Consider the following 24,749-nt stretch of genomic DNA (forward strand, 5'->3'; position numbering starts at 1 on the left):
GCCGAGTCGTGCTTGAGGGTTTTGGATGTGCGTCCAGGGCGGCACCGCGCGGCGTGTCGTCGCCGTCAGCGCACACTCGATCGGGCGGTGCGCCTATAGCTGGACCCGGACGATGACGCTGTCGGCCCACACCCCGCGGTCACGCGCCCGGCGCAGCTTCTCCCGGACGCCCAGATTCCGGTGAACGTTGGTCACGCCCGGCACTTTGATCAGCGGCACGATGTTCCACTGCCAGCCGTACCGCCGGTGCAGTATCCGATTGGCCCGCTGCGCGTCGGCGCCCGACAGCAGCGTGGCGCGCCCGGCCACCGTCGCGGCATCCCGGCGAACCCGGCCCCGGTGGTCGCAGGCGCGCAGTTCGATGTCGGGGCGCGCGGCGAGCCGCTTGGTCTTGGGGCCGACCTTGGTCCGGAACACCAACGAGTCGCCGTCCATCGCGAACCAGATCGGGGTGTCGGAGGGTGTGCCGTCGCGGCGGAAGGATCGGAGCAGGGCGTAGCGAGCGTCGCTGAGCTCACGGAGAGCGCTGGTGTGCATGGTGACAGTCAACGACTTAGAGTTGACTCGAAGTCAAGCGCCGAATTCTGGGAGGCCCGATGGCCGTCGCGGCAACCACCGGCCCGCGAGCGACGCTCACGATCGGAGAGGTCGCGCGCGAAGCCGGGGTGGCCGCGACCACCCTGCGCTACTACGAGCAGATCGGGCTGCTGCCGTCACCCGCGCGCCTGGGCGGTCGGCGCCGCTACGACAGCTCGATCCTGGCCCGCCTCGAGGTCATCCGGCTGTGCAAATCCGCGGGATTCGCGCTGGAGGAAATCCAGCTGTTGTTCGCCGACGATGCGCCGGGGCGTCCCGCCAGCCGCGCGCTCGCCGAGGCCAAACTCGCCGAGATCGACGACCAGATGGCGTCGCTGGCCCGGGCGCGGGCCGTCATCGAGTGGGGAATGAGCTGTACCTGCCCGTCCATCGATGCCTGTACGTGCGGCATCCACCCGGCCTAGAACTGGTAGCGCAAGATCCGGGCTTTGCGGGCGGACGCCTCGAACATCCCGGAAACCTTGGTAGCGACGCGAATCCAGCCCGGAAACAGCTCGACCTCGGGAGCATGTGCCAGGCTGACCTCTTCGACCAGCTTCAACAGCGGATTCCATTTTTCGGGCACTCGCGGGTCGTCGAACCCCAGATAGCCCCATTGGGCGCCGACACTGCTGAACATCCGCTGCGGGGCCAGTTTGACCGTGAGCCGGCTGAACCAGCCGATGCGACCGTAGTCGTTGAAGGCCAACTCCCCGGTCGTGAAATACGTGCTGATGCGCCGAAAGACGCCGATCAACACCGGCTCGGACAAGAACGCGAACAGTCCGTCGGCGATCACCATCACGGGCCGATTGGCGGGAATGGAGTTGGGCCAGCTCTGATCGGCCAGCGATGCGGTCACCACATGGGCTCGTGAACTGGTCGGCATCAGCTGGCGGCGCAGCGCGCTGACACCAGGCAGGTCGACGCTGTACCAGTCGACGGTGTCGGGTGGGCACACCCGAAATGGGCCGGAGTCCAGCCCGGCGCCCAGGTCCACGACGACGGCGTCCGGATGCTCGGTTGTGAATGCGCGCACCCTTTCGTCCAGCATCTTGGCGCGTAGCGCCGCCTGGCACACGACGCTCGCGGGGACGCCGAGCCCCGCGAAGTCATAGTCGATCTTGTCGATGATCTCGGCCGCGAGCGTGTCGCCGAGAATGGGCCGGCGCCATCGGCTGTCCAGCGCGCGGGCGTATTGCGTCAGCAACGCGGTCTGTTCCAGCGGCGTGAGGTCGCTCGCGTTGATACCGGGTCCGGGCCGCATGATCCGAACGTACTCGGCGTCGACGGGCCGGGCAGTTTCGGAGGCGCGTGAAATCGCGAATTGTGTTCCGTGCCCACCGACAACGGACGTACGCTCACCGAGGGGTGTGGACAACGCGCAGCTGGTGACATGCCGTTCTCGCCACCCGGCGACACCTGAAGGAGAACGGGCATGACGAGAACGGTGCGAGCGGCGTGACCGGGGGGCGGCTCGCGACAGCGCGTGAACTCGGCGGTGTTGGGCTGCGAAAGGTGTTGCAGCGCGGCGGAATTATCGAAGAGTCGGTGACACCGCTATCGAACGACCCGGCTGCCGTGGCCCAATTGCTGGGCGCACCGTGGTACGACGAGCGGCTGGCCAAGCTGGCCGACGAGCTGGGGCGCGACACCGGCGATGTGCGCGCCGAGGCGGCGGGGTACCTGCGCGAGATGGCGGCCTCGCTGGACGAGCGGGCGGTGCAGGGGTGGCGCGGCTTCAGCCGCTGGCTGATGCGGGCCTATGACGTGCTGGTCGACGAGGATCAGATCACGCAGCTGCGCACACTGGATCGCAAAGCGACGTTGGCGTTTGCCTTTTCGCACCGGTCGTACTTGGACGGCATGCTGCTGCCGGAAATGATCGTGTCCAACCGGCTCTCGGCGGCCTTTACGTTCGGCGGGGCCAATCTGAATTTCTTCCCGATGGGCGGCTTCGCCAAGCGCACCGGGACGATCTTCATCCGGCGCCAGACCAAGGACATTCCCGTCTACCGATTCGTGCTGCGCGCCTACACCGCCCAGCTGGTACAGGACCACACCAACCTCACCTGGTCGATTGAAGGTGGGCGCACCCGGACCGGCAAGCTGCGGCCTCCCGTGTTCGGGATCCTGCGCTACCTCACCGACGCCGTCGACGAAATCGACGGTCCCGAAGTGTATTTGGTGCCGACCTCGATCGTGTACGACCAGCTGCACGAGGTTGAGGCGATGACCACCGAGGCCTACGGCGCGGTGAAACGGCCCGAAGACCTTCGTTTCCTGGTGGGCCTGGCACGTCAGCAGGGCAAGCGGCTCGGACGCGCCTACCTCGACTTCGGCGAACCGCTGCCGCTGCGCAAACGTCTCGAGGAGATGCGCGGCGACGAGACGGGGACCGGGACCGAGATCGAGCGCATCGCATTGGACGTCGAACATCGGATCAACCGGGCGACAGCGGTCACGCCCACCGCGGTGGTGAGCCTGGCGTTGCTGGGTGCCGACCGGTCGTTGTCGATCAGTGAGGTGCTGGCCACCGTGCGACCGTTGGCCAGCTACATCACGGCGCGAAACTGGGCGGTCGCCGGGGCCGCGGACCTGACGAATCGCTCCACGATCCGGTGGACGTTGCACCAGCTCGTCGCCTCCGGTGTGGTCAGCGTGTACGAAGCCGGCACCGAGGCGGTGTGGGGGATCGGCGCGGACCAGCATCTGGTCGCGGCGTTCTACCGCAATACCGCGATCCACATCCTGGTCGATCGCGCCATCGCCGAAACGGCGTTGCTGGCGGCCGTCGAAGGCGCCGAGAATTCCGCGGACGGCATGGTTTCGCCGGTGACGGTCCGCGACGAGGCGCTGAGTCTGCGTGAGTTGCTGAAGTTCGAATTCCTGTTCTCCGGCCGTGCCCAGTTCGAAAAGGAGCTGGCCGACGAGGTGCGCCTGATCGGGCCGGTGGAGGACACCAGCAAGGCCGCTGCCGCCGCCGACGTGCGGGGGCTGCTCAAGTCCGCCGATCTGCTGTTGGCGCACCTGGTGCTGCGGCCGTTCCTGGACGCCTACCACATCGTCGCCGACCGGCTGGCCGCCCTCGAAGACGAGTCGCTCGACGAAAACGCGTTCCTCGCCGAGTGTCTCGAGTTGGGCAAGCAGTGGGAACTGCAGCGCAGAATCGCCAGCGCCGAGTCGAGGTCGATGGAGCTCTTCAAGACCGCGCTGCGGCTGGCGCGCCATCGCGAGCTTGTCGACGGCGCCGACTCCGAGCACATCGCCAAGCGCCGGAAGGAGTTCGCGGACGAGATCGCGACCGCGACGCGACGCGTCAACGCGATCGCCGAACTCGCCCGGGCACAGTGATTCGCGCCGTGCGCTAACCAGCGAGCCGAGGCCGCCGCTGCGCCAGCCGTCGCCGGCGAATCGGGCCTACAGTGGTGGACATGCCGCTAGAAGGTGAATACGCACCCAGCCCCTGGGATTGGTCCCGCGAACAAGCCGACAAGTACGCCGAATCCGGTGGAGCCGAGGCAGCGGACATGAAGGGCAAGCCCATCATTCTGCTGACCACGATCGGAGCCAAGACCGGCAAGCTCCGCAAGACGCCGCTGATGCGAGTCGAGCACGACGGCGAATACGCCGTCGTCGCCTCGCTCGGTGGCGCTCCGCAGAACCCGGTCTGGTACTACAACATCGAAAAGAACCCGCGGGTCGAGCTGCAGGACGGCTCGGTCACCCGCGACTACGACGCCCGCGAGGTGTTCGGCGACGAGAAGGCCGTCTGGTGGGAGCGTGCCGTGGCGGCCTGGCCGGACTACGCCGAGTACCAGACGAAGACCGAACGCCAGATTCCGGTGTTCGTACTGACCCCGGTGAGCTGAGCCGATTAGGCAGGTGGCGGGGGGTGCGTGGCACCATTAGTCGGTGTCCGCTGAACCGAGCCCGAGCCTGAGCATGTCACCGCTGTCCGCGGCCGACGTTGATGCCGCGGCGAAGCGGATCGCCGCGGTAGTCACGCCGACCCCGCTGCAATACAGCGATCGGCTTTCGGCGATCACCGGCGCGCAGGTCTACCTCAAGCGCGAAGACCTGCAGATCGTGCGTTCCTACAAGCTGCGCGGCGCCTACAACCTGCTCGTGCAACTGTCCGACGAGGAGATCGGTGCCGGCGTGGTCTGCTCGTCGGCGGGCAACCACGCGCAGGGGTTCGCCTACGCCTGCCGGACCCTGGGTGTGCATGGCCGCGTCTATGTGCCGGCCAAAACGCCTAAACAGAAGCGTGACCGGATCCGCTACCACGGGGGCAGCTCCATCGAGCTGATCGTGGGGGGATCGACCTATGACCTGGCCGCCGAGGCGGCGCTCGAGGACGTCGGGCGCACCGGTGCGACGCTGGTCCCGCCCTACGACGACCCGCGCACGATGGCCGGCCAGGGCACCATCGCCGTCGAGGTGCTAGACCAGCTCGACAAGCTTGGTGTCGGGGAGCCCGACCTGGTGGTGGTCCCGGTGGGCGGGGGTGGCTGCATCGCGGGGATCACGACCTATCTGGCCGAGCGGACGTCGAACACGGCGGTGCTGGGTATCGAGCCGGCCGGTGCCGCGGCGATGATGGCCGCGCTGGCCGCCGGCGAGCCGGTGACGCTGGACCATGTCGACCAGTTCGTCGACGGCGCAGCGGTGAAGCGGGCGGGAACGCTGACGCATGCCGCGCTGGCCGCCGCGGGCGACATGGTGTCGATCACGGCGGTCGACGAGGGCGCGGTGTGCACCGCGATGCTGGACCTCTACCAGAACGAGGGCATCATCGCCGAGCCGGCGGGCGCGCTGTCCGTCGCCGGACTGCTGGAAGCCGCCGTCGAGCCTGGGTCCACCGTCGTGTGCCTCATTTCGGGCGGTAACAACGACGTGTCGCGCTACGGCGAGGTGCTCGAGCGCTCACTGGTCCACCTCGGCCTCAAGCACTACTTCCTGGTGGATTTCCCGCAGGAGCCCGGTTCGTTGCGCCGGTTCCTCGACCACGTGCTCGGGCCGAACGACGACATCACCCTGTTCGAGTACGTCAAGCGCAACAACCGGGAGACCGGCGAGGCGCTGGTCGGTATTCAGCTGGGGTCGTCGGCGGACCTGGACGAGCTACTGGCCCGGATGCGCGAGACCGAGATTCACTTCGAGACGCTGCACCCGGGCTCGCCGGCCTACCGCTATCTGCTGCACTAGCCCGTCACCGCGCGTAGCGCGTCAGATAGTCCGGCACCCCAATAGCGGGATCCAGGTCGTCGGCCGGTATCGGTGCACCGGCCGTCAGGCTCAGCGGAACCACGCCGGCCCAGTGCGGCAGCGGGTGATCCTCCGGCTCATCGACGGGCCCGCCGGCGCGGACTTTGGCCGAAACCTCGACCAGGTCCAGGGCGAGCACCGCGGTCGCGGCGAGCTCCCGCGCGTTCGGCGCCCTGCAGTCGGCGGAGCGCCCGGGTGCGATGTGGTCGAGCAGCCCGCCCAGCGCGCGCGACTTCTCCGCCGGGTCGTCGACCAAGCGCGCGTCGCCGACCACGACCACCGATCGATAGACCAGCGAATGATGCAGCGCCGAGCGGGCCAGCACCAGCCCGTCGACCAGGGTGGCGGTGACACAGACCGGCAGGTCCTCCTTGGCGCTGCGCATGGGCCGGCTGCCGGTGGAACCGTGCAGGTAGAGGGTTTCACCGAGGCGCGCGTGCGTGGTCGGCAAGACCACCGGCCGGCCATCGCGCAGGTAGCCCAAATGGCAGATCAGGGCCTCATCCAGGATCCGATGGACGGTGTCGCGGTCGTAGCGGGCACGTTCGGAGTAGCGGGTGGGCGTCGTTCGGGACGTGGGGCGGTACGCGGTTTCCATCGGATTGCCCTTACATTTGTAATAGTACATAATGATTAATGTGCCAGTGCAATACAGCATAGCGGGAACGGGCGCGGAGTCGATAGCCGCCAACATCGAAGAAGGAATTTCGGCGGGCGCGCTGGCGCCCGGTGACGCCTTACCCCCGGTGCGGGAGCTGGCGACGCGACTCGGGGTGAATGCCAACACCGCCGCCGCGGCCTACCGCATACTGCGCGATCGCGGGGCCGTCGAGACCTCGGGGAGGCGCGGCACCCGGGTGCGTCACCGCCCCGCGACCACGCCGCGCTCGCTGCTCGGCCTGGACATCCCCGCGGGCGTCCGCGATCTGTCCACCGGCAACCCGGATCCCGCGCTACTTCCCATTGCTGCTGTACCGCAACATCATCCGAATCGACGCCCGGTGCTGTACGGGGAGCCGGCCACGTCGCCGGAGTTGGTCGACTACGCCCGTGCGGCGCTGGGCGCCGACGGTGTTCCGGCCGATCACCTGGCGGTGACGAGCGGGGCGCTGGACGGTATCGAGCGGGCGCTCACCGCCCACCTGCGTCCCGGCGACCGGGTGGCTGTCGAGGATCCGGGCTGGGCCAACTTACTGGATCTGCTTGCCGCGCTGGGGCTTTCGGCCGAGCCGGTGCGCGTGGACGACGATGGGCCGCTGGTTGCCGACGTCGCGCGGGCGCTGGGCCGCGGGGTGCGCGCGCTGATCGTCACCACCCGCGCGCAGAACCCGACCGGTGCGGCGTTGTCCGCGCAACGCGCCGGCGAGCTGCGGGACTTGTTGGGGAGCCGCGACGACGACCTGCTGCTCGTCGAGGACGATCACTGCGCCGGCATTTCCGGTGTGCCCTTGCATTCGCTGGCCGGATCGACCACCCACTGGGCGTTCGTGCGGTCGGCATCGAAGGCCTACGGTCCCGACCTGCGGGTGGCCGTGCTCGCCGGCGATCAGCGCACCGTCGAGCGGGTGCATGGGCGACTGCGCCTGGGGCCGGGGTGGGTGAGCCATCTGCTGCAAGACCTGGCGGTGAGCCTATGGTCCGACGACGCCGCGTCGCGTCTGATCCGCGAGGCCGAGCAGCGCTACACCGCCAACCGGACGCGGCTGCGCGCCGCGTTGGCCGACCGCGGTATCACCGCCTACGGTCGCTCCGGGCTCAACGTCTGGATCCCGGTGCCCGACGAGACGGTCGCGATCACCCGGCTGATCAACTCGGGTTGGGCCGCGGCGCCCGGGACCCGGTTCCGGATCGGCACGCCGCCGGGAATCCGGGTCACCATCGCGGATTTGGCCGACGGCGAGATCGATCCGCTCGCTGATTCGATCGCCGAGGCGATGCGCACCGCCGGCCGTTCCAGCGTGTAGGTCAGGCTTGGGGCCTGGTGCCCAGGGCATCCTGGAATAGCGCCGTGCGAAGGGCGAGTTCTCTGGGATCGCTGACCAGGTGGAAGCCCAGCTTGTTCATCACGTAGCCGTATCCGATGCCGGTGTCCGGGTCCGCGAATCCGAACGAGCCACCCGCTCCCGGCGTTCCGAACGCATTGTCCGATGAACCGAACATGCACAGCGGGATGGGCTTGTTGAAGCCCAGGGAGAACGTTGTGTCGACATGTAACACCTTGTCGCGCAATCCTTTAGTCGGTGGCAGCGCGGGCTTGTGCAGCGCCTCCAGGGTGCCGGCGGTCAAGCCGAGCTCGGCACCGCCGGTGGCCGCGCTGCCGTACAGCTTGGCGATCGACCGCGCCGTGGCGGTGCCGTTGACCGCGGGCATCTCCACCACGCGCAGCTCGTCGCGGTTGAACGCCTCGGGCGTTTTAATTCCCTCGGCGAAAAGCAGTGACGGCGCCGCCAGGTCGAACGGGTTGAACAACGCCAGCACAAAACGCGTCGGCATCGTGTTGAGATGCAGCAGCAGTTCCGGAAAGGACCAGGCATCCAAGTGGGCGACGCGATCGCGGTCAACCGAGTCCGGCAGGCCGATGTACAGATCCAGCGCCAGCGGTCCGGCGATCTCCTCGGCGAAGAACCGCCCCAACGAACGCCCGGCGGAGTCGGTTCGGCGGATCAGTTCGCCTTCGTACCAGCCAAGCGTGATGCCGTGGTAGCCGTGTCGCGTCCCGGGCGTCCATGCCGGCACCTGCGCGGCGAGCTTCGCCGACATCTTTGGTGGGTCGGCCAATTCCTGCAGGGTCAGTGGTGGTTTGACGACGGGCAACCCGGCCTGATGCGCCAGCAGCTGCCGCACGGTGACCGCGTCTTTGCCGGCCTGGGCGAATTCCGGCCAGTAGTCGGTGACTTTGGCGTCATACGAGAGGTAACCCCTGGATGCGGCTACCGCAACAGCAAGGGAGGCAATGCCTTTGGTGGTCGAGAAGACGTTGACGAGGGTGTCCTGCTGCCACGGCGCCCGGGTGTTCCCGTTGCGATAGCCGCCCCACAAGTCGACAACCTTGCGGCCGTCCCGATAGACCGCGATCGCGGCGCCGATCTCCTGGCCGCTGCTCAGGTTGCGACGGAAGGCGTCGGCGACCTTGCCGTAGCCCTCGTCGACATCGCCCCCGATGAGCGGGATCTGGACCTGTTGCGCCATGTTCTGCTCCGTCGCAGTTGTCGGTGCGGTGATGGTAGCGCTAGCGCGCAGGTGGCTCGGCCATGTGGCGAGTTTACGGCTATCCGTGCCGCAGTATCGCGACCGAATGGCCTTCCAGCGCCGTGCCGTCACCGCTGCCGGTCGCTTCACCCCACGCGAGGACGAGGTCTCCCGCGACCGGTACCGTCACCGGTTCGGTGCCGAGGTTGCACACGATGCGTAACTGTCCGCGGGACAAGGTGATCCAGTGCAGTTCCTCGTCGTAGTCGACGGTGAGGTGTTCGAGCCAGGGGTCGGCCATGTCGGGGTCGTTGCGCCGCAAGGTGATCAGGTCGCGGTAGAAACCAAGCAGCCGCGCATGCTCCCCGGATTCGACCTCGCCCCAGTTCAGCTTGGAGCGCGCAAATGTCTGGGGATCCTGCGGGTCGGGTATGTCATCGGCATCCCAGCCGTGCTCGGCGAACTCGGCCTTACGCCCCTGGGCGGTGGCCCGGGCCAGCTCCGGTTCGGGGTGCGAACTGAAGAACTGGAATGGCGTCGACGCCCCCCACTCCTCGCCCATGAAAAGCATTGCGGTGTAGGGCGACCCCAGAACCAGGGCGGCCTTGATCGCCAGCTGTCCGCCGGTCAGGCGCTGCGACGGCCGGTCCCCGAGCGCGCGGTTGCCGACCTGGTCGTGTGTGCAGGTGTAGGCGAGTAACCGGCTGGCCGGGATGGCTTTGATGTCCAGTGGGCGGCCGTGCCGGCGCCGGCGGAACGACGAATAGGTGCCGGCGTGGAAGAAGCCACCGCGAAGCGTTTCCGCCAGCGTGGCCAGCGAACCGAAGTCCGCGTAGTAGCCCTGGCGTTCGCCGGACACCGCGGTGTGGATGGCGTGATGGATATCGTCATCCCACTGCGCGGTGATGCCGTGGCCGAAGTGATCACGCGGGGTGATCAGCCGCGGGTCGTTGAGGTCGCTTTCGGCGACCAGCGACAGCGGCCGGCCCACTTGTTGTGACAGCCAATCAGTTTCGGTCGCCATCTCTTCGAGGATATGCACGGCCGTGGTGTCCACCAGCGCATGCACGGCGTCCAGTCGCAGCCCGTCGGCGTGGAAGTCGCGCATCCAGCGCAGCGCGCAGCCGATGATGTAACGGCGTACCTCATCGGAGTCGGCGTCGGCGATGTTGACGCCTTCCCCCCACGGGTTACTGCCCGACGACAGGTACGGGCCGAACCGCGGCAGGTAATTTCCGGACGGCCCGAAATGGTTGAACACCGCGTCGATCAGGACGCCCAACCCACGCGCGTGGCAGGCGTCGACGAACCGGACCAGGCCGTCCGGGCCGCCGTAGGCCTCGTGCACGCTGTACCACAGCACGCCGTCATATCCCCAGCCATGGGTTCCGGCGAAGGAATTGACCGGCATCAGCTCGACGAAGTCGATCCCGAGATCGACCAGATAGTCCAGTTTCTCGATCGCGGCATCGAAAGTCCCCGCGGTGGTGAAGGTTCCGACGTGCAGCTCGTAGATCACCGCGCCCTCGACCGTCCGGCCGGCCCACTCGCCATCCGTCCAGGTGTGGCTGGGCTCCCACAACTGTGAGCGGGCATGCACCCCGTCGGGTTGACGGGGTGATCGCGGGTCGGGCAGCACTTTGGGGTCGTCGTCGAGCAGGAACCCGTAGCGGGCGCCTTCCGGTGCGTCGACAACGGCGTGCCACCAGCCGTCTTGCGCGCGGGTCATCGCATGCACCGCTCCGTCGACGTCGAGGCGTACCAGCGCGGGTGTGGGAGCCCAGACCCGAAATTCAGCCATTGTTTCGCTCCAAGAGCACGACGGGCAGGTTGGCGAACAATTCTTCGGTCGACGTCGGCCCGCTGGCCATCGCGCCGGTGAGGGTGTCGGTCCAGGAGCCCTCGGGTAGCGGCAGTACGGTGTTGCCCCAACCTGTTTCGGCCAGTCGCACCGTCCAGCGGGTGACCGCGACCAGGACGTCGTCGCCGCGCCGAAACGCCACGACATGATCACTGGCGTCGCCGCCGGCCAGCACCGGAACGTAGTCGCCGTGCCGGAAGCTGTCCGGGCGGGAGCGGCGTAGCCGCAACGCCGTCGTGACGACCCGCAGCTTCGGGTGTTGTAAGTCGGCGAGAGCGGCTCTGCGAGCGGCGTAATCGACGGGCCTGCGGTTGTCGGGGTCGACCAGGCTGTCGTCCCACAGCTCGGTGCCCTGGTAGACGTCTGGAATGCCGGGCACGGTGAGCGCGAGCAGCTTCTGGCCCAGCGCGTCACCGGCGGCGTGCGGATTGAGCTGGGCGACAAGCTCGGTCAGCTGGCCGGCCACCGGCCCGTCCAGCACGGTATCCAGCCAGCGATGGGTCGCATCTTCGAACGCGGTGTCCGGGTCGTTCCACGAGGTGTGCACCGCTGCTTCCCGGATGGCCTTCTCGGCGTATCCGTGCAGCCGGTCGCGCAACTGGCCGGTGACCTCACCGTTAGGCGGCCACACCCCGAAGATGTTCTGCCACAGGAACTGTCCGGTCGAGGCATCGGGGGAGGGCGCCTCGCGTTCCCAGCGGGCGAGGAACTCGGTCCAGAGTGACGGCACCTGCGACAGCACGCCGATGCGGGCGCGCACATCCTCGCCGCGCTTGGTGTCGTGGGTGGACAGCGTGGTCATCGCCTGCGGCCACAGCCGGGCGCGGGTGCCGGCGCTGTGGTGAAACTCGGCGGTGCCGACGCCGAACCGGTGCGGTTCGCCACCCACCTCGTTGAGCGAGACGAGCCGGGCGTCGCGGTAGAACAGGCAGTCCTCTACGGCCTTGGCCGTCACCGCGCCACAGAGTTGTTGCAGTCGCGCCGCCGGTTCGCCACCGTGGGCCAGCGCCGCGGCGAGCACCTGCAGCGGCGGGCCGAGTTCTGGTCGTGCGGCTTGGGTTTCGGCAAGCGCGGTGGGCAGGATAGCGCTCAGGCCGAGGTAGTCGCTGCGGTAGACATCGATGTGGCTGAGCAGGGCGGCCACCGCGTCGGGCAGCAGCGGGTGGTCGGTGCCGGCGGTCGCCGCGATGGCTCGCCGCAGCCTGGCCAGCTCGCTGGCGAGGGTCCCGGTGGCCACCTGCACCTTGAGGTCCGCCAAGAGCTGGGGGATGCCGTGGTAGTCCACACCCGCCGACTCGACCAGCTCGGTCAGCGCCGGCGCTCCGGCCGGGTCGACGAAAACTCCGCCCACTTCCCGCAATACGTCGTAGCCGGTGGTGCCGTCGATCGGCAGCGTCGGCTCCAGGGCCTCGTCGACGGCCAGGATCTTCTCGATGACTATCCACGCCGCGGGCCCCAGCAGGTCGCGCAGCCACGCCAGATAGCCGCTCGGGTCGGTTAATCCGTCGGGGTGGTCGATGCGCACGCCGTCGACAAGCCCTTCGCGGAACCAGCGGGCGATCTCGGCATGGTTGGCGTCGAATACCGCGCGATCCTCCTGGCGCAGCCCGGCCAGCGAGGTGATCGAGAAGAACCGCCGATAGCCGACGATCCCGTTGCGCCAGCCCACCAACCGGTAGTGCTGGCGTTCGTGCACCTGGGGGCCGGTGCCGTCGCCGGTGCCGGGGGCGATGGGCAGCGCCAGGTCACCCAACCGCAGCAGGTCGCCGTCCACCTTCAGGTCGGCGACATCGTCGTCGGAACCCAGCACCGGCAGCACGATGCGGCCTTGCTCGTCGAGGTCCCAGTCGATGTCGAAAAACGTTGCATAGGAAGATGATCGGCCATGCCGCAAGACGTCCCACCACCATGCGTTCTGGTCAGGCTGGTCGACCCCGACGTGGTTGGGCACGATGTCGACGATCAGCCCCATACCGCGCGCCGTGGCCGCCGCCGACAACCGCGCCAGACCCTCGGCGCCGCCGAGCTCCGGCGACACCGTCGTCGGGTCGGTGACGTCGTATCCATGAGTCGACCCGGGCACCGCGGACAGGATGGGGGACAGGTACAGATGCGACACCCCGAGCGCGTCGAGGTAGTCCAGCAGGTTTTCCGCATCGGCGAACGTGAACGCACTGCCACTGGAGGCACCGCGCATTTGTAACCGGTAGGTGGCGAGCACCGGAAAAGCCATATGTCAGGCGGTCTTTCGCAGAATCAGCACCGAGCAGCCCGGCATGGTCAACTTCTCCTCGGCGGCCACCACGAGGTCGGCGTCCCCGGCGGGATGGTTGGAATCGATCTCCACGGTCCACTCGCGCGCATAGTCGTCGTGCGGCGTGACGAACTCCACCGCACGCTTGTGGGCGTTGAAGCACAACAGAAACGAGTCGTCGACCACGCGTTCGCCCCGGGCATTGGGTGCGGTGATGGCCTCTCCGTTGAGGAACACCGCGACGCACTTGTCCAGCCCCTGGTTCCAGTCGTCGTGCGTCATCTCCCGGCCGGCCGACGTCAGCCAGGCGATGTCGCGGACTTCGTCCCCGCTGCGGATAGGCTCGCCGTCGAAGAATCTGCGCCGGCGAAACACCGGATGTTTCCTGCGCAATTTGGTCACCTTGCGCGCGAAGGCCAGCAGGTCGGCATTCTTGTCCACCAAAGACCAGTCGATCCAAGCCAATTCGGAGTCCTGGCAGTAGGCGTTGTTGTTGCCCTGCTGGGTGCGCCCGACCTCGTCGCCGTGCGTGATCATCGGCGTGCCCTGGCTGACCATCAGGGTGGCCCAGAAGTTGCGCATCTGTCGGGAGCGCAGCTCGACGATCTCGGGGTCGTCGGTGGGACCTTCGACGCCACAGTTCCACGACCGGTTGTGGCTTTCCCCGTCGCGGTTGTCCTCGCCGTTGGCCTGGTTGTGTTTCTCGTTGTAGGAGACCAAGTCGTTGAGGGTGAACCCGTCGTGCGCGGTGACGAAGTTGATGCTGGCGCTCGGCCGTCGGCTGCTCGCCGCATACAAGTCCGACGACCCGGTCAGCCGGGAAGCGAACTCGCCCAGGGTTGCGGGCTCACCCCGCCAGTAGTCACGCACAGTATCGCGATACTTCCCGTTCCACTCGGTCCACAAACCCGGGAAGTTGCCGACCTGGTAACCACCCTCACCGACATCCCACGGCTCGGCGATCAATTTGACCTGGCTGACGATCGGATCCTGTTGGACCAGATCGAAGAACGCGCTCAGTCGGTCCACGTCGTGCAGCTCGCGGGCCAGCGTGGCGGCCAGATCGAAGCGGAACCCGTCGACGTGCATTTCGGTCACCCAGTAGCGCAGCGAGTCCATGATCAGCTGCAGGACGTGCGGGTGGCGCGGGTTCAGGCTGTTGCCGGTGCCGGTGTAGTCCTTGTACAGCCGCAGGTCCTCGTCGACCAGCCGGTAGTAGGCGCTGTTGTCGATGCCGCGGAAGTTGATGGTCGGCCCCAGGTGGTTGCCTTCGGCGGTGTGGTTGTAGACGACGTCGAGGATGACCTCGATGCCGGCTTCGTGCAGGCTGCGCACCATCATCTTGAATTCGGCGACGGCGCCGCCCGCCTGCCGGTTCGCTGCGTATTGGTAATGCGGGGCGAAGAACCCGAATGTGTTGTAGCCCCAGTAGTTTCGCAGCCCGAGGTCGAGCAGTCGTTCGTCGTGCATGAACTGGTGTACCGGCATGAGTTCCAGCGCGGTGACGTTGAGTGACTTGAGGTGATCGATGATCACCGGATGGGCCAACGCGGCATACGTGCCCCGCAGTCCCTCGGGGATGCCGGGGTGGGTCTTGGTCAGGCCCTTGACGTGGGCTTCGTAGATCACCGTCTCGTGGTACGGGGTCAGCGGTGCGCGATCGAAGGCCCAGTCGAAGAACGGGTTGATCACCACGCTGGTCATCGTGTGGCCCAGTGAGTCGATCATCGGGGGAGTGCCGGTGATCGCGGTGTCGCCGTCCGGGTCGATGGCGTCCAGGTCATAGGAGAACAACGCCTGGCCGAAGGTGAAATCCCCGTCGAACGACTTCCCGTACGGGTCAAGCAGCAGCTTGCTCGGATCGCACCGGTGACCGGCCGCCGGATCGAAGGGGCCGTGCACCCGAAACCCATACCGTTGACCGGGGGTGATGTTCGGCAGGTAGGCGTGCCACACATAGCCGTCGACCTCGTCGAGCGGGATCCGCGATTCGTTGCCGCGCTCGTCGATCAGGCACAAGTCGACCTTTTCGGCGATCTCGGAGAACAGCGAAAAGTTAGTGCCCGCCCCGTCATAGGTGGCCCCGAGGGGATAGGCACCCCCTGGCCAAACGGTGGGCAGCGTGGGTGTGGCTTCGTTCGGTGTTGCAGCACCCGAAGCTGCGGCCGGGTTGGAAGCCGGATTGGTTGACGGCACCACTCGACCTTATCCGCGGCGGACGTTCCTGTCCGGGCTACCACCAGCCGGTGGCAGCCGCGATCTGGCGGCCCAGCTCATGGGCCATGGTTCGCATGTAAGTGGGCGTCAGGTGATGAGCACCGTGGTAGATCAGCACATTTCCTTCGACCGGACGACAAACATCGCTGCGGCAGATGGCATCTGACATATCAAGCACCTTGAGCAGCGGGAATTGCTCGACGAAGTCCAGGGTTTGGTTGCGATCGGACAGTACGTCGGAACGCTTGATCGCGCACGACGTGGCGTTGCGGCCCTTCTTGGCCAAGCAATCCGCGGGATCGAACGGCTGCCCGTCCTTGACCAACCAGGGGGTGTCGCGCATGCCGAGGATCGGAATGTTGTTCACGGACAACGTCTGCCAGATCCCGATGTAGGTCGCGGGCATCACGTCACCGGACTTGATGTTCCATGGGCGCGTCGTTGTGGTGAACACGTAATCGGGCCGGTCGGCGACCAGCTTGTCCATCGTTCGCTGCACCCACTCGCGGCACTGCGGGTAGGGCGCGTTGTTGCCCATGATCAGCGGGACCTGCTCGGTGGACAACGGGCAGCCCATTTTGAGATATGTCACAACTTTGAAGTGATGCGCGTGGCCGAGCAGATCCAGCGCCGGTAGCCAGTGTTCGGCGTGTGACCCGCCGGCCAGTGCGATGGTGCGCGTGGCGGCGAGGTCGCCGTACACGCAGTTGACCACTGCCGGGTTGACGAAGTCACTGATGCAGCCGTCGTGCGTCGAGACGGGCAGGTCTTCCTTCACCTCCAGGACGCTGGGCCGCATCGGCAGTGTCGGCACCCGCACGTGTTCGGTCAGGGCGCGGGCGCCGGGATAGTCCTGCGGGTTGAGCACGCTGAGTTCCTTGCCCGCGGACCGCAACACCGTGACGTGCTGACGCCAGGTGAACGAGGTCGCGGTCAGCGTGACGCCCAGCAACACGACCACAGAACCGATTGCCATCGTCGGCCGGCGCAACCGCGACCACGGGGGCAGGGCCGGGACGGCTGTTGCCGGTGCGGATCCCTGCGGCGCCCGGTAGCGCAGCGGATCCTCGACGAGCTGGGTGGTCAGGTAGGCGAGCACCCCGGAGACCAGCAGCACCCCCGCGCCTTCGACGAAGTTGGCGTGCTTGTTGCCGGTGTAGGACAGCCAGAAGATGAGCAGCGGCCAGTGCCACAGGTACAGCGAGTAGGCGATGGCGCCCAGTTCCACCAGGGGCCGGGTGGCCAGCAGCCGATTGGGCAGCGGCATCCGGGTGTCGGGATCGGCCTGCAGATTAGCCCCGGCGAGGATCATCAGCATGGTGGCTCCGACGGGTACCAGCGCCCAGGGCCCGGGAAATTCGTTGACGCCGTCGATCAGCGCCCCGCAGGACACGATCGCCGCCAGCGCGACGCTGGCGACGGTGGTGCGCAGCCACATCGGCCACCGGATGTAGGCAACCGCCGCGCCGACGAGCGCGCCCAACAGCAACTCCCAGCCGCGAGCGAAGCTGTCGTAGTAGGCGATCGACTGGTCATCGGAGTGCGCGAAGATCGCGTAGACGAACGAGGCCACCGTCAACGCGCTCAACAGCACCAGGAACAACGTTCGCAGATGCGTCTTGAGCGGGCGCCGGAACAGGGCGGCGCAGCCGGCGATCAGCAGCAGGAAGGCGACGTAGAACTGCCCCTGCACCGACATCGACCAGATGTGCTGCAACGGGCTTACGGCTTCGCCCGCCCGCAGGTAGTCAGACGCGCTGTTGGCCAGCTCCCAGTTCTGGTAGTAACCGAGGCTGGCCAGGCTCTGGTCGGCGAAGGTCTCCCAGCGGGTTTGCGGTTGCACCAGGATGGTCAGTACCGCGCACCCGGCCAAGACCACGACCAGGGCGGGAACCAGGCGGCGGATCAGCCGGATGACTTCGGCCACGGGCGACAGCGAGGCGGCCGGGTTGAGCGCGGCGCGCAGGATCTTGCCGCCGAAGAAGAATCCGGACAGCGCCAGGAACACGTCCACACCGCCGGAGACCCGGCCGAACCAGATGTGAAACACGGCGACCAGCGCGATCGCGATGCCGCGCACGCCGTCGAGATCGTAGCGATAGAACCCCGCAGAGCCCGAGGTGCGCGCCCCCGGAGCGCCCGGGTCCGCCGAGGCGGCCGGTCGCGGAGGCGGTGACGTGGTCTGCATGGTCACCGTTAATTTACCCAAAAACGCCACTTGCTCCTCAGCGCTCGCCTCTCGGCGATGCTGCTCAGTGGAGCAAGTGGCGTTTTGTAACGACCGCGAAACCTACCGCGTGGCGCCTGGTTGAGCCGGCTGCATAAACGTCTGCAGGTTCGGCAGCTGTGGCAGCGCCGGCTGCGCCGGTTGCTGCAGCGGTGCCTGCTGCGCCGGGATCTGCTGTAACGGTGCCTGTTGCAGCGGTGCCTGTCCCTGGGTCTGCTGCAACGGCGCCTGCTGCAACGGGGCCTGCTGAAGCGGGGTTTGCTGCGTGGGAACCTGCTGCAGCGGGACCTGCTGGGTCGGCGGCTGCTGTAGCGGAGCTTGCGGGGTTTGCTGCGTGGGCACCTGCTGCAGCGGTGCCTGCTGCGTGGGCGTCTGGCCGGGGAGCTGCTGTAACGGGGTCTGCTGCAGCGGCGCGCCGATAACGCGGACCAAATACGGCGTCATGCCGTTGGCGCGCACCGGCGAGACCTGGACGACGTCGCCCACCTCGAGCATCTGGTTGTTCCCGAGGTACATCGCGACGCTCTGCGTGCCTTCGGGGCCGTAGAAGAGCATGTCGCCCTTCTGGGCCTGCTGCGGCAGGACCTTCTGGCCGGCCCGGTAGATGGCGCCGGACGAACGCGGCAGCTTGATCCCGGCGCCGGCGTAGGCGTACTGCATCAGGCCCGAGGCGTCGAAGCCGACGGTGTTGATGCCGGTACCGGTGCCGCGGCTGGGGCCGTTGATGCCGCCACCGGCCCACGAGAACGGCACGCCGCGCTGCGAAAGACCGCGCATGACGACGATGTCGGTGGCCTGCTGGTAATCCGTCGACCGGACGCCGGGGTCGGCGGCGGCGATCGCCGGGGCCGCCACCGGGGCCGCCAGCATGGCCAGCCCGATGGCTAACGAGTAGATGCGCTTCATTGGAGTTCCAACCTTCCTGAACTCTGTCGGGTATTGACTCGCGACGACCTCCGGGTTGGGGGTCGAACGCCGCCTCCTTGCGGGAACGTGAATCATTCGGATCACCCGTTGAGTCACACCAGTCACTACAGACACTTTTACAACAGAAATCGCACCCGGAAAATAGCTGGTGAGCTCCACGAAGGATTTGGTGTCGGACCGTGACCGGACGGTGACTGCCGAGCCCAAATCTTTATCGGCAGTTGTGATTTCGGTCTCACACCGTGCGCGGTCGCAACGCTCGCCCAGCGGGCGGCGGCGGGGCGGAATCAGTGCCAGTAACGAGAGCTGAAGACGGTGAGCGAATCGCCGACCACGGAGCTCACCATGATGATCGCGAGCGACAGCACCGGCCAGAAGGACATGTACCAGCCCTTCAGCAGGGAAACGAACGGGCCAACGCCCGCCGCGGCGATCGCCGCACCGATACCGCCCCACACCACCGGGTAGATGTACCCGTCGACTCCGAAGGGCACCAGTCCACACGATTCATCCGTGCACACCTCACCGAGGAAGCCGTAGAGCCTGGTTGGCCACGTTGTCGCCGTGGCCAGGATGACGAGCAGCACCACCAGGGTGATCGTGGCGATCAGATCCCAGGGGGCCACCCGAAGACGAATGATACGTGACTTCTGTTTGTCAGAGTCGTTGTCGCCGTAGGGCATTGGCTGAAAATTGTCCGGATCGCCGGACTGCTGGGCCCTCGGCGGGGAACCGGCGCGGTCGCCGCGGTGCGGATCTTCGAACGGGTACGGCAACGCCATGCCGATAGATGCTCCCCGATGGCCGGGTTTTGTGCGACCCGGCTGCTTTACGCTCGGTCTCTATGCCTGCGGCGAGATCCGGGTTGACGCCCGAGCAAATCAGCGCGATCGACGCCGCGCATCTGTGGCATCCCTACAGCACCATCGGCAGTGAGTCCGTCGCCCCCATGGTGGCCGTCGGTGCGCGCGGCGCCTGGTTGACGCTGGTCAGGGACGGTCAGCGGGTCGAGGTGCTGGACGCGATGAGTTCCTGGTGGACCGCAATCCACGGTCATGGCCACCCGGTGCTGGACGCGGCGCTGACGGCCCAGCTGGGGTCGATGAACCACGTCATGTTCGGCGGGCTGACCCACGAACCGGCGGCGCGGCTGGCGCAGCTGCTGGTGGAGATCACCCCGGCCGGTCTGGAAACGGTGTTTTTCAGCGATTCCGGGTCGGTGTCGGTGGAGGTCGCGGTGAAGATGGCGCTGCAGTACTGGCGCAGCCGCGGCCGGCCCCGCAAGCACCGGCTGATGACCTGGCGGGGCGGCTACCACGGCGACACCTTCGCGCCGATGAGCATCTGCGACCCCGACGGCGGCATGCACTCGCTGTGGACCGACATCCTGGCCGCCCAGGTCTTCGCGCCGCAGGTGCCCAGCGACTACGACCGTGCCTACAGCGTGGCGTTCGAGGAACAACTCACTCAACATGCGACCGAACTGGCGGCCGTCGTCGTCGAACCCGTCGTGCAGGGCGCAGGCGGTATGCGCTTCCATGACCCGCGCTATCTGCGCGACCTGCGCGACATCTGCCGCCGGCACGAGGTGCTGCTGATTTTCGACGAAATCGCCACCGGCTTCGGCCGCACCGGCGAGTTGTTCGCCGCCGACCACGCCGGCGTGAGCCCGGACATCATGTGCGTCGGCAAGGCGCTGACCGGCGGATACCTCAGCCTGGCTGCGACGTTGTGCACCACCGACATCGCGCACACCATCAGCTCCGGTGAGGCCGGCGCGCTGATGCACGGCCCCACCTTCATGGCCAACCCGCTGGCCTGTGCGGTGTCGGTGGCCAGCGTCGAGGTGCTGCTGGCCCAGGATTGGCGGTCGCGGGTCGCCGACATCGCGGCCGGGCTAAAAGACGGGCTCGAGCCGGCACGGGCGCTGCCCGGCGTGGCCGACGTGCGGGTCTGCGGCGCCATCGGCGTCATCGAATGCGACGGGCCGGTCGACTTGGCCGTCGCCACCCCGGCGGCGCTGGACCACGGCATCTGGCTGCGCCCGTTCCGCAACCTGATCTACGCGATGCCGCCCTACATCTGCGGGTCCGCCGACATCGCGCAGATCGCCTCGGCGATGGTCGAGGTCGCCAGGCTCGTAGGCTCTCGTAGTCTTTAGGGCTATGAAGGCCACCCAGCAGGCACCGATCGAGGTCTCCCCGCTGGCCTGGCTGGAGGAGGTGGCACAGCAGCGCCGCCAGGCCGGGCTGCGTCGCTCGCTGCGGCCGCGCCCGGCGGTCGCCACCGAGCTTGACCTGGCGTCCAACGACTACCTCGGTCTGTCGCAGCATCCCGACGTGATCGAAGGCGGCGTCGCGGCGCTGCGCGTCTGGGGAGCCGGGGCGACCGGCTCTCGCCTGGTCACCGGCGACACCGAACTGCACCAGCAATTCGAGGCCGAGCTGGCCGACTTCGTCGGCGCCGCCGCGGGCCTGCTGTTCTCCTCGGGATACACGGCCAACCTCGGCGCCGTCGTCGGACTCTCGGGCCCGGGTTCGCTGCTGATTTCCGACGCGCATTCGCACGCCTCGCTGGTGGACGCCTGCCGGCTGTCGCGGGCTCGGGTGGCGGTGACGCCGCATCGCGATGTCGACGCTGTCGATGCGGCGCTGAGCTCGCGCGTCGAGGAGCGGGCCGTCGTCATCACCGACTCGGTGTTCAGCGCCGACGGCGCGCTGGCCCCGCTGCGCGAGTTGCACGACGTCTGCCGTCGGCACCGGGCGCTGCTCATCGTCGACGAGGCACACGGGCTCGGTGTGCGCGGCGGCGGCCGTGGGCTGCTGCACGAGCTCGGACTCGCCGGTGCCCCCGACGTGGTGATGACCACGACGCTGTCCAAGGCGCTCGGCAGCCAGGGCGGCATGGTGCTGGGGCCCGCGGAGGTGCGCGCTCATCTGATCGACGCGGCCCGCCCGTTCATCTTCGACACCGGCCTGGCCCCGGCCGCGGTCGGTGCCGCGCTGTCCGCGCTGCACGTCCTGCGCACCGAGGCGTGGCGGCCCGAGGCGGTGCTGCGGCATGCCCGTGAACTCGCCCGGATCTGCGACGTGCCCGAAGAGCCGCAGTCGGCGGTGGTGTCGGTGATCCTGGGCGAACCGGAGGTGGCGCTGGCCGCCGCGACCGCCTGCCTGGACGCGGGTGTGCGGGTGGGCTGCTTCCGGCCCCCGACCGTGCCCGCCGGGACGTCGCGGCTGCGGCTGTCGGCGCGTGCTTCCCTGGATGCCGCCGAGTTGGACGTGGCGCGCCGCGTGCTGACCGACGTCCTTGCCGTGGCGCGCCGTTGACCGTCCTGGTCGTCACGGGTACCGGCACGGGGGTGGGCAAGACGGTCGCCGTCGCCGCGCTGGCCTGTCATGCGCGTCAGGCCGGGCTCGATGTCGCGGTGTGCAAACCCGTTCAGACCGGCACCGACTCCGGTGACGACGACCTCGCCGAGGTGACCCGGCTGTCCGGGGTGACCGAGACCGCCGGGCTGGCGCGCTATCCGCAACCACTGGCCCCCGTCGCCGCGGCGGAGCAGGCCGGGATGCCCCTTCCGGCCCGCGATCAGATGCTGGGGCTCATCCGCGACCTGGACCGCCCGGGCCGGCTCACCCTGGTCGAGGGCGCCGGCGGGCTGCTGGTCGAGATCGCCGACGCCGGCGTCACCCTGCGCGATCTCGCCGTCGACCTGGGTGCCGCCGTGCTCGTCACCGTCACCGCGGAACTGGGCACCCTCAACCACACCGCACTCACCGTGGAATCACTTGCCGGACAACATATTTCGTGTGCCGGGTTGATAATCGGCAGCTGGCCGCCGCGCCCCGGAGTGGTCGAGACCTCGAACCGGTCGGCCCTGGACCGGCTGGCGCCGGTACGGGCCGCGCTGCCCGCCGGGGCCGGCGCCATGACCGTCGACGACTTCGCGACGATGAGCGCAGCGGCGTTCGACAGTGACTGGGTGAGGTCGCTGGTGCGCTGATGGTGCACTCGATCGAGCTGGTCTTCGACCGCGACACCGAGGCCGCGATCCGCCGGATCGCCGAAGAGCTGGCCGGCGCCGGGATCCCCAGCCTGGCCCCGGCCAGTCGTCCACATGTCACGCTGGCCGTCGCCGAAACCATTTCCCCCGAGGTCGACGAGCTGCTGGGGCCGGTCGGCCAACGGCTTCCGCTGCACGCGCTGATCGGCGCGCCCGTGCTGTTCGGCCGCACCAGCGCGGTGTTCGCCCGGCTGCTGGTGCCGAGTAGCGAGCTGTTGGCGCTGCACGCCGAGGTGCACCGGCTGTGCCGCCCGTACCTGGCGCCCGCGCCGATGGCCAACAGCCTGCCCGGCCAGTGGACCGCCCATGTCACGCTGGCCCGCCGGGTCGGTGGCGCCCAGCTGGGACGGGCGTTGCGCATTGCGGGCCGTCCGGCGCAGATCGAAGGCAGCTTCGCCGGCCTGCGCCGCTGGGACGGCAACAAGCGCGTCGAACACCTGCTTTAGCCGCCGAACAGCAGGTACAAGCCGGTGAACGTGTAGCCGACCATGACCAGCATCATGGTCAGCTGCCCGGTGAGCTGATGGCCGGCGGGCAGCAGCCGCAACGCCTTGTCGTGCGCCGCGATCACCGCCACGATGTGCCCGGTCACCACGCAGGCGACCTTGATTGTGGCCAGCACCGGCGGGTGCTGAGACAGCACGTAGGCCACGTGAGCGTGCCCCAGCCCCAACGGATTCCAGCCCTGGCCGAACGGATCGGCGAGGGCGATCACGGCCTGCTGTCCGCGCTCGACCAGATAGGACAGATAGTGAGCGAAGATGTAGCCCACCACGATCGGGATCAGCGAGTGCGCCAGCTGACCCGGCAGTGCGCGACGCTGCTCGCGGTCCAGCCCGCCGGTTGCCCGCGCCGCAAGCGAAAAGGTCAGTGCAACAAACGAAATGAAGACCAACAACCCGATCGTCTTCAGTGCCGACGACGCCAGTGTGGCCGGCACGCCGTGCGCATGGTGCGAAACCCCATCGGCGAAGTTGCGCCAGGTCGGCGACGACGAGTAGCTGTCGAACGCCGTCGACCCGAGCAACACCGCCAGCACCGCGACCACACCCGGCCGCACGGGCAGCGACGGCAGATGGTCGAACGGGTTGCCGATGACGATCTGCCCGGACGTCGTCGAGCGGCGAAACGGGGACAGCCGCGACACCGCCATGCTGTGCACGCCGAACGGGTCAGCCCTGGCCAGCGAGCGCTGGCCGCACAGCCACGCCCCGGCCAGCAACACCACCGCGTAGACCAGCAGCCAGGCCCGCACCCAGGGCAGCGACGCGGAGTTCGGGCTCGCCAGTTCCAGCCAGACGAAGGCGAACAGCCCCGCCGCGGCCGGACGGTATCCCCAGCTTTCCGGGTAGGAGAGCCGCGGCCGGCTCAGCCGTTCCGGCAGCGCGCTCCGCAGCAGCAGGTACACCGTGCGCATCGGTGAGATCATTCGCCAGACCGGACCGAACGCCAGCGAGAGCGCGACCAGCCCTACCCACAGCAGCACGTAGAACGCCCCGAGCAGGCCGTTGGCTTGCGTTTGCGGACCAAAGATCCCGGCCAGCACCACCCACACCCCGAAGGCCAGGCCCACGGCCGCGACCGCCCGGCGCGTGGCGCGCGCGTCGACCAGCGTCGTCACCCACGCCGGCAGCGGGTGGCCGGGCGCATCCGGATCGAATCGCGGTCGCCGCCAAGCGAAGGCGACCACCGCGAAGGTGAACGTCAGCGCCCACGCCGCACCCACCATCGCGTACATGTAGGGCACCGGAAGATCGCCCGACCCGCCCAGACCATGCGCCAGCAGCACAGGATCGGCCGTCACGGCTGGACTTGAATCGTCGCTATCGTGCGGTCCAGATGATGGAGCTCCACTTCGACGTTGCCGGGGACCTCGACGCTGAAGTGAAAGATTTGGTTGGGCGCGGCCGCGACCTGGAATTTGTGATCGGGCACCGAGTGCACGTGCAGCTCGTCGGTGGCGTCACTGGCGACGTGCACGGTGATGTCTTGCTTGACCTTCGCCTGCAGCGTCGTGTTCGTCGGGGTGACCTGGCCGTGGGTGATGGTGACGTCGATGTTCAACGGTCCAGACGTGCCCTGGCCGGGCGAATCGCCGCACGCGATCAGCCCGCACATCAGCACCGTCACCCACGCCGCGAACAGGTTGCCGCGCAACGTCATT

The 24,749-nt window shown here is 67.9% G+C and carries 21 protein-coding genes; 9 read left to right on the plus strand and 12 right to left on the minus strand.

Going from position 1 to position 24,749, the window contains the following annotated elements; translation table 11 throughout:
• Positions 1-93: 93 nt before the first annotated feature.
• Positions 94-537: a PPOX class F420-dependent oxidoreductase gene (locus ACZY0B_RS07485; RefSeq protein ID WP_463763547.1), complete on the minus strand. Its 444-nt coding sequence runs from the start codon at positions 535-537 to the stop codon at positions 94-96.
• Positions 538-596: 59 nt separating this feature from the next.
• On the opposite strand from ACZY0B_RS07485, the gene ACZY0B_RS07490 reads away from it, so the two are divergent.
• Entirely contained in the window at positions 597-1,001 is a 405-nt protein-coding gene (locus tag ACZY0B_RS07490) for a MerR family transcriptional regulator (protein WP_463763426.1), read from the plus strand.
• On the opposite strand, the gene ACZY0B_RS07495 is transcribed toward ACZY0B_RS07490, so the two are convergent.
• The gene (locus tag ACZY0B_RS07495) at positions 998-1,843 is read right to left on the minus strand and encodes a class I SAM-dependent methyltransferase (protein WP_463763427.1); all 846 of its coding nucleotides are present in this window, start codon (positions 1,841-1,843) and stop codon (positions 998-1,000) included. The two genes, ACZY0B_RS07490 and ACZY0B_RS07495, sit on opposite strands and share 4 nt — an antisense overlap.
• 194 nt (positions 1,844-2,037) lie before the next feature.
• Here ACZY0B_RS07495 and ACZY0B_RS07500 point away from each other — a divergent pair, with 194 nt between their 5' ends.
• From ACZY0B_RS07500 to ilvA, 3 genes are all read left to right on the plus strand, one after another.
• Positions 2,038-3,930, plus strand: coding sequence for a lysophospholipid acyltransferase (locus tag ACZY0B_RS07500; RefSeq protein WP_463763428.1), 1,893 nt, complete (start codon positions 2,038-2,040; stop codon positions 3,928-3,930).
• A gap of 80 nt (positions 3,931-4,010) precedes the next feature.
• The gene (locus ACZY0B_RS07505) at positions 4,011-4,448 is read left to right on the plus strand and encodes a nitroreductase family deazaflavin-dependent oxidoreductase (RefSeq protein ID WP_463763429.1); all 438 of its coding nucleotides are present in this window, start codon (positions 4,011-4,013) and stop codon (positions 4,446-4,448) included.
• Between the two features lie 43 nt (positions 4,449-4,491).
• The gene (gene ilvA, locus ACZY0B_RS07510; RefSeq protein WP_463763430.1) at positions 4,492-5,787 is read left to right on the plus strand and encodes a threonine ammonia-lyase; all 1,296 of its coding nucleotides are present in this window, start codon (positions 4,492-4,494) and stop codon (positions 5,785-5,787) included.
• A gap of 4 nt (positions 5,788-5,791) precedes the next feature.
• On the opposite strand, the gene ACZY0B_RS07515 is transcribed toward ilvA, so the two are convergent.
• Positions 5,792-6,445 (minus strand): pyridoxamine 5'-phosphate oxidase family protein, encoded by a 654-nt coding sequence (locus tag ACZY0B_RS07515; protein WP_463763431.1) that lies wholly within the window; start codon positions 6,443-6,445, stop codon positions 5,792-5,794.
• Between the two features lie 40 nt (positions 6,446-6,485).
• Here ACZY0B_RS07515 and ACZY0B_RS07520 point away from each other — a divergent pair, with 40 nt between their 5' ends.
• Entirely contained in the window at positions 6,486-7,811 is a 1,326-nt protein-coding gene (locus tag ACZY0B_RS07520) for an aminotransferase class I/II-fold pyridoxal phosphate-dependent enzyme (RefSeq protein WP_463763549.1), read from the plus strand.
• Position 7,812: 1 nt separating this feature from the next.
• Here the strand turns inward: ACZY0B_RS07520 and ACZY0B_RS07525 are convergent, their stop codons facing one another.
• The 7 genes from ACZY0B_RS07525 to ACZY0B_RS07555 form a co-directional block, all read right to left on the minus strand.
• A complete protein-coding gene (locus ACZY0B_RS07525; RefSeq protein WP_463763432.1) occupies positions 7,813-9,036 on the minus strand; it encodes a serine hydrolase domain-containing protein in 1,224 nt (407 codons plus the stop codon).
• Between the two features lie 79 nt (positions 9,037-9,115).
• Complete coding sequence (treZ, locus tag ACZY0B_RS07530) at positions 9,116-10,837, minus strand: malto-oligosyltrehalose trehalohydrolase (RefSeq protein ID WP_463763433.1); 1,722 nt, start codon at positions 10,835-10,837, stop codon at positions 9,116-9,118.
• On the minus strand, positions 10,830-13,130 hold the full coding sequence (gene treY / locus ACZY0B_RS07535) for a malto-oligosyltrehalose synthase (protein WP_463763434.1): 2,301 nt from the start codon (positions 13,128-13,130) through the stop codon (positions 10,830-10,832). The genes treZ and treY overlap by 8 nt, the downstream gene beginning before the upstream one ends.
• A gap of 3 nt (positions 13,131-13,133) precedes the next feature.
• Entirely contained in the window at positions 13,134-15,272 is a 2,139-nt protein-coding gene (gene glgX, locus ACZY0B_RS07540) for a glycogen debranching protein GlgX (protein WP_463763551.1), read from the minus strand.
• Between the two features lie 112 nt (positions 15,273-15,384).
• The gene (locus ACZY0B_RS07545) at positions 15,385-17,556 is read right to left on the minus strand and encodes an acyltransferase family protein (protein ID WP_463763435.1); all 2,172 of its coding nucleotides are present in this window, start codon (positions 17,554-17,556) and stop codon (positions 15,385-15,387) included.
• A gap of 102 nt (positions 17,557-17,658) precedes the next feature.
• Entirely contained in the window at positions 17,659-18,501 is an 843-nt protein-coding gene (gene ripD / locus ACZY0B_RS07550; protein WP_463763436.1) for an NlpC/P60 family peptidoglycan-binding protein RipD, read from the minus strand.
• 308 nt (positions 18,502-18,809) lie between these two features.
• Complete coding sequence (locus tag ACZY0B_RS07555; protein ID WP_463763552.1) at positions 18,810-19,205, minus strand: hypothetical protein; 396 nt, start codon at positions 19,203-19,205, stop codon at positions 18,810-18,812.
• A gap of 161 nt (positions 19,206-19,366) precedes the next feature.
• Between ACZY0B_RS07555 and ACZY0B_RS07560 the strand changes: the two genes are divergently transcribed.
• From ACZY0B_RS07560 to ACZY0B_RS07575, 4 genes are read left to right on the plus strand one after another with little or no spacing between them, the layout of a single operon-like run.
• A complete protein-coding gene (locus ACZY0B_RS07560) occupies positions 19,367-20,683 on the plus strand; it encodes an adenosylmethionine--8-amino-7-oxononanoate transaminase (RefSeq protein ID WP_463763437.1) in 1,317 nt (438 codons plus the stop codon).
• Between the two features lie 4 nt (positions 20,684-20,687).
• Positions 20,688-21,848 carry an 8-amino-7-oxononanoate synthase gene (locus ACZY0B_RS07565; RefSeq protein WP_463763438.1) on the plus strand — a complete coding sequence of 387 codons (1,161 nt, stop codon included), beginning with the start codon at positions 20,688-20,690 and terminating at the stop codon, positions 21,846-21,848.
• A complete protein-coding gene (gene bioD / locus ACZY0B_RS07570; RefSeq protein ID WP_463763439.1) occupies positions 21,845-22,525 on the plus strand; it encodes a dethiobiotin synthase in 681 nt (226 codons plus the stop codon). The genes ACZY0B_RS07565 and bioD overlap by 4 nt, the downstream gene beginning before the upstream one ends.
• Positions 22,525-23,031: a 2'-5' RNA ligase family protein gene (locus ACZY0B_RS07575; protein WP_463763440.1), complete on the plus strand. Its 507-nt coding sequence runs from the start codon at positions 22,525-22,527 to the stop codon at positions 23,029-23,031. The genes bioD and ACZY0B_RS07575 overlap by 1 nt, the downstream gene beginning before the upstream one ends.
• Here ACZY0B_RS07575 and ACZY0B_RS07580 read toward each other — a convergent pair.
• Both ACZY0B_RS07580 and ACZY0B_RS07585 read right to left on the minus strand, forming a co-directional pair.
• A complete protein-coding gene (locus ACZY0B_RS07580; RefSeq protein WP_463763441.1) occupies positions 23,028-24,389 on the minus strand; it encodes a hypothetical protein in 1,362 nt (453 codons plus the stop codon). The genes ACZY0B_RS07575 and ACZY0B_RS07580 overlap by 4 nt on opposite strands.
• Positions 24,386-24,748 carry a hypothetical protein gene (locus ACZY0B_RS07585; protein ID WP_463763443.1) on the minus strand — a complete coding sequence of 121 codons (363 nt, stop codon included), beginning with the start codon at positions 24,746-24,748 and terminating at the stop codon, positions 24,386-24,388. Before ACZY0B_RS07585 ends, ACZY0B_RS07580 begins: the two co-directional genes overlap by 4 nt.
• Position 24,749: the final 1 nt, after the last annotated feature.

This window comes from Mycobacterium sp. IDUB_19, assembly GCF_055419445.1.

Coding starts and splice junctions, on each gene's coding strand:
- ACZY0B_RS07565 (WP_463763438.1), top strand. CDS start 20,688: ATGAAGGCCACCCAGCAGGCACCGATCGAGGTCTCCCCGCTGGCCTGG.
- ACZY0B_RS07575 (WP_463763440.1), top strand. CDS start 22,525: ATGGTGCACTCGATCGAGCTGGTCTTCGACCGCGACACCGAGGCCGCG.
- treY (WP_463763434.1), bottom strand. CDS start 13,130: ATGGCTTTTCCGGTGCTCGCCACCTACCGGTTACAAATGCGCGGTGCC.
- ACZY0B_RS07515 (WP_463763431.1), bottom strand. CDS start 6,445: ATGGAAACCGCGTACCGCCCCACGTCCCGAACGACGCCCACCCGCTAC.
- ACZY0B_RS07525 (WP_463763432.1), bottom strand. CDS start 9,036: ATGGCGCAACAGGTCCAGATCCCGCTCATCGGGGGCGATGTCGACGAG.
- ACZY0B_RS07490 (WP_463763426.1), top strand. CDS start 597: ATGGCCGTCGCGGCAACCACCGGCCCGCGAGCGACGCTCACGATCGGA.
- ACZY0B_RS07545 (WP_463763435.1), bottom strand. CDS start 17,556: ATGCAGACCACGTCACCGCCTCCGCGACCGGCCGCCTCGGCGGACCCG.
- ACZY0B_RS07485 (WP_463763547.1), bottom strand. CDS start 537: ATGCACACCAGCGCTCTCCGTGAGCTCAGCGACGCTCGCTACGCCCTG.
- ACZY0B_RS07495 (WP_463763427.1), bottom strand. CDS start 1,843: ATGCGGCCCGGACCCGGTATCAACGCGAGCGACCTCACGCCGCTGGAA.
- treZ (WP_463763433.1), bottom strand. CDS start 10,837: ATGGCTGAATTTCGGGTCTGGGCTCCCACACCCGCGCTGGTACGCCTC.
- ACZY0B_RS07555 (WP_463763552.1), bottom strand. CDS start 19,205: ATGCCCTACGGCGACAACGACTCTGACAAACAGAAGTCACGTATCATT.
- ACZY0B_RS07585 (WP_463763443.1), bottom strand. CDS start 24,748: ATGACGTTGCGCGGCAACCTGTTCGCGGCGTGGGTGACGGTGCTGATG.
- ACZY0B_RS07560 (WP_463763437.1), top strand. CDS start 19,367: ATGCCTGCGGCGAGATCCGGGTTGACGCCCGAGCAAATCAGCGCGATC.
- ripD (WP_463763436.1), bottom strand. CDS start 18,501: ATGAAGCGCATCTACTCGTTAGCCATCGGGCTGGCCATGCTGGCGGCC.
- ACZY0B_RS07505 (WP_463763429.1), top strand. CDS start 4,011: ATGCCGCTAGAAGGTGAATACGCACCCAGCCCCTGGGATTGGTCCCGC.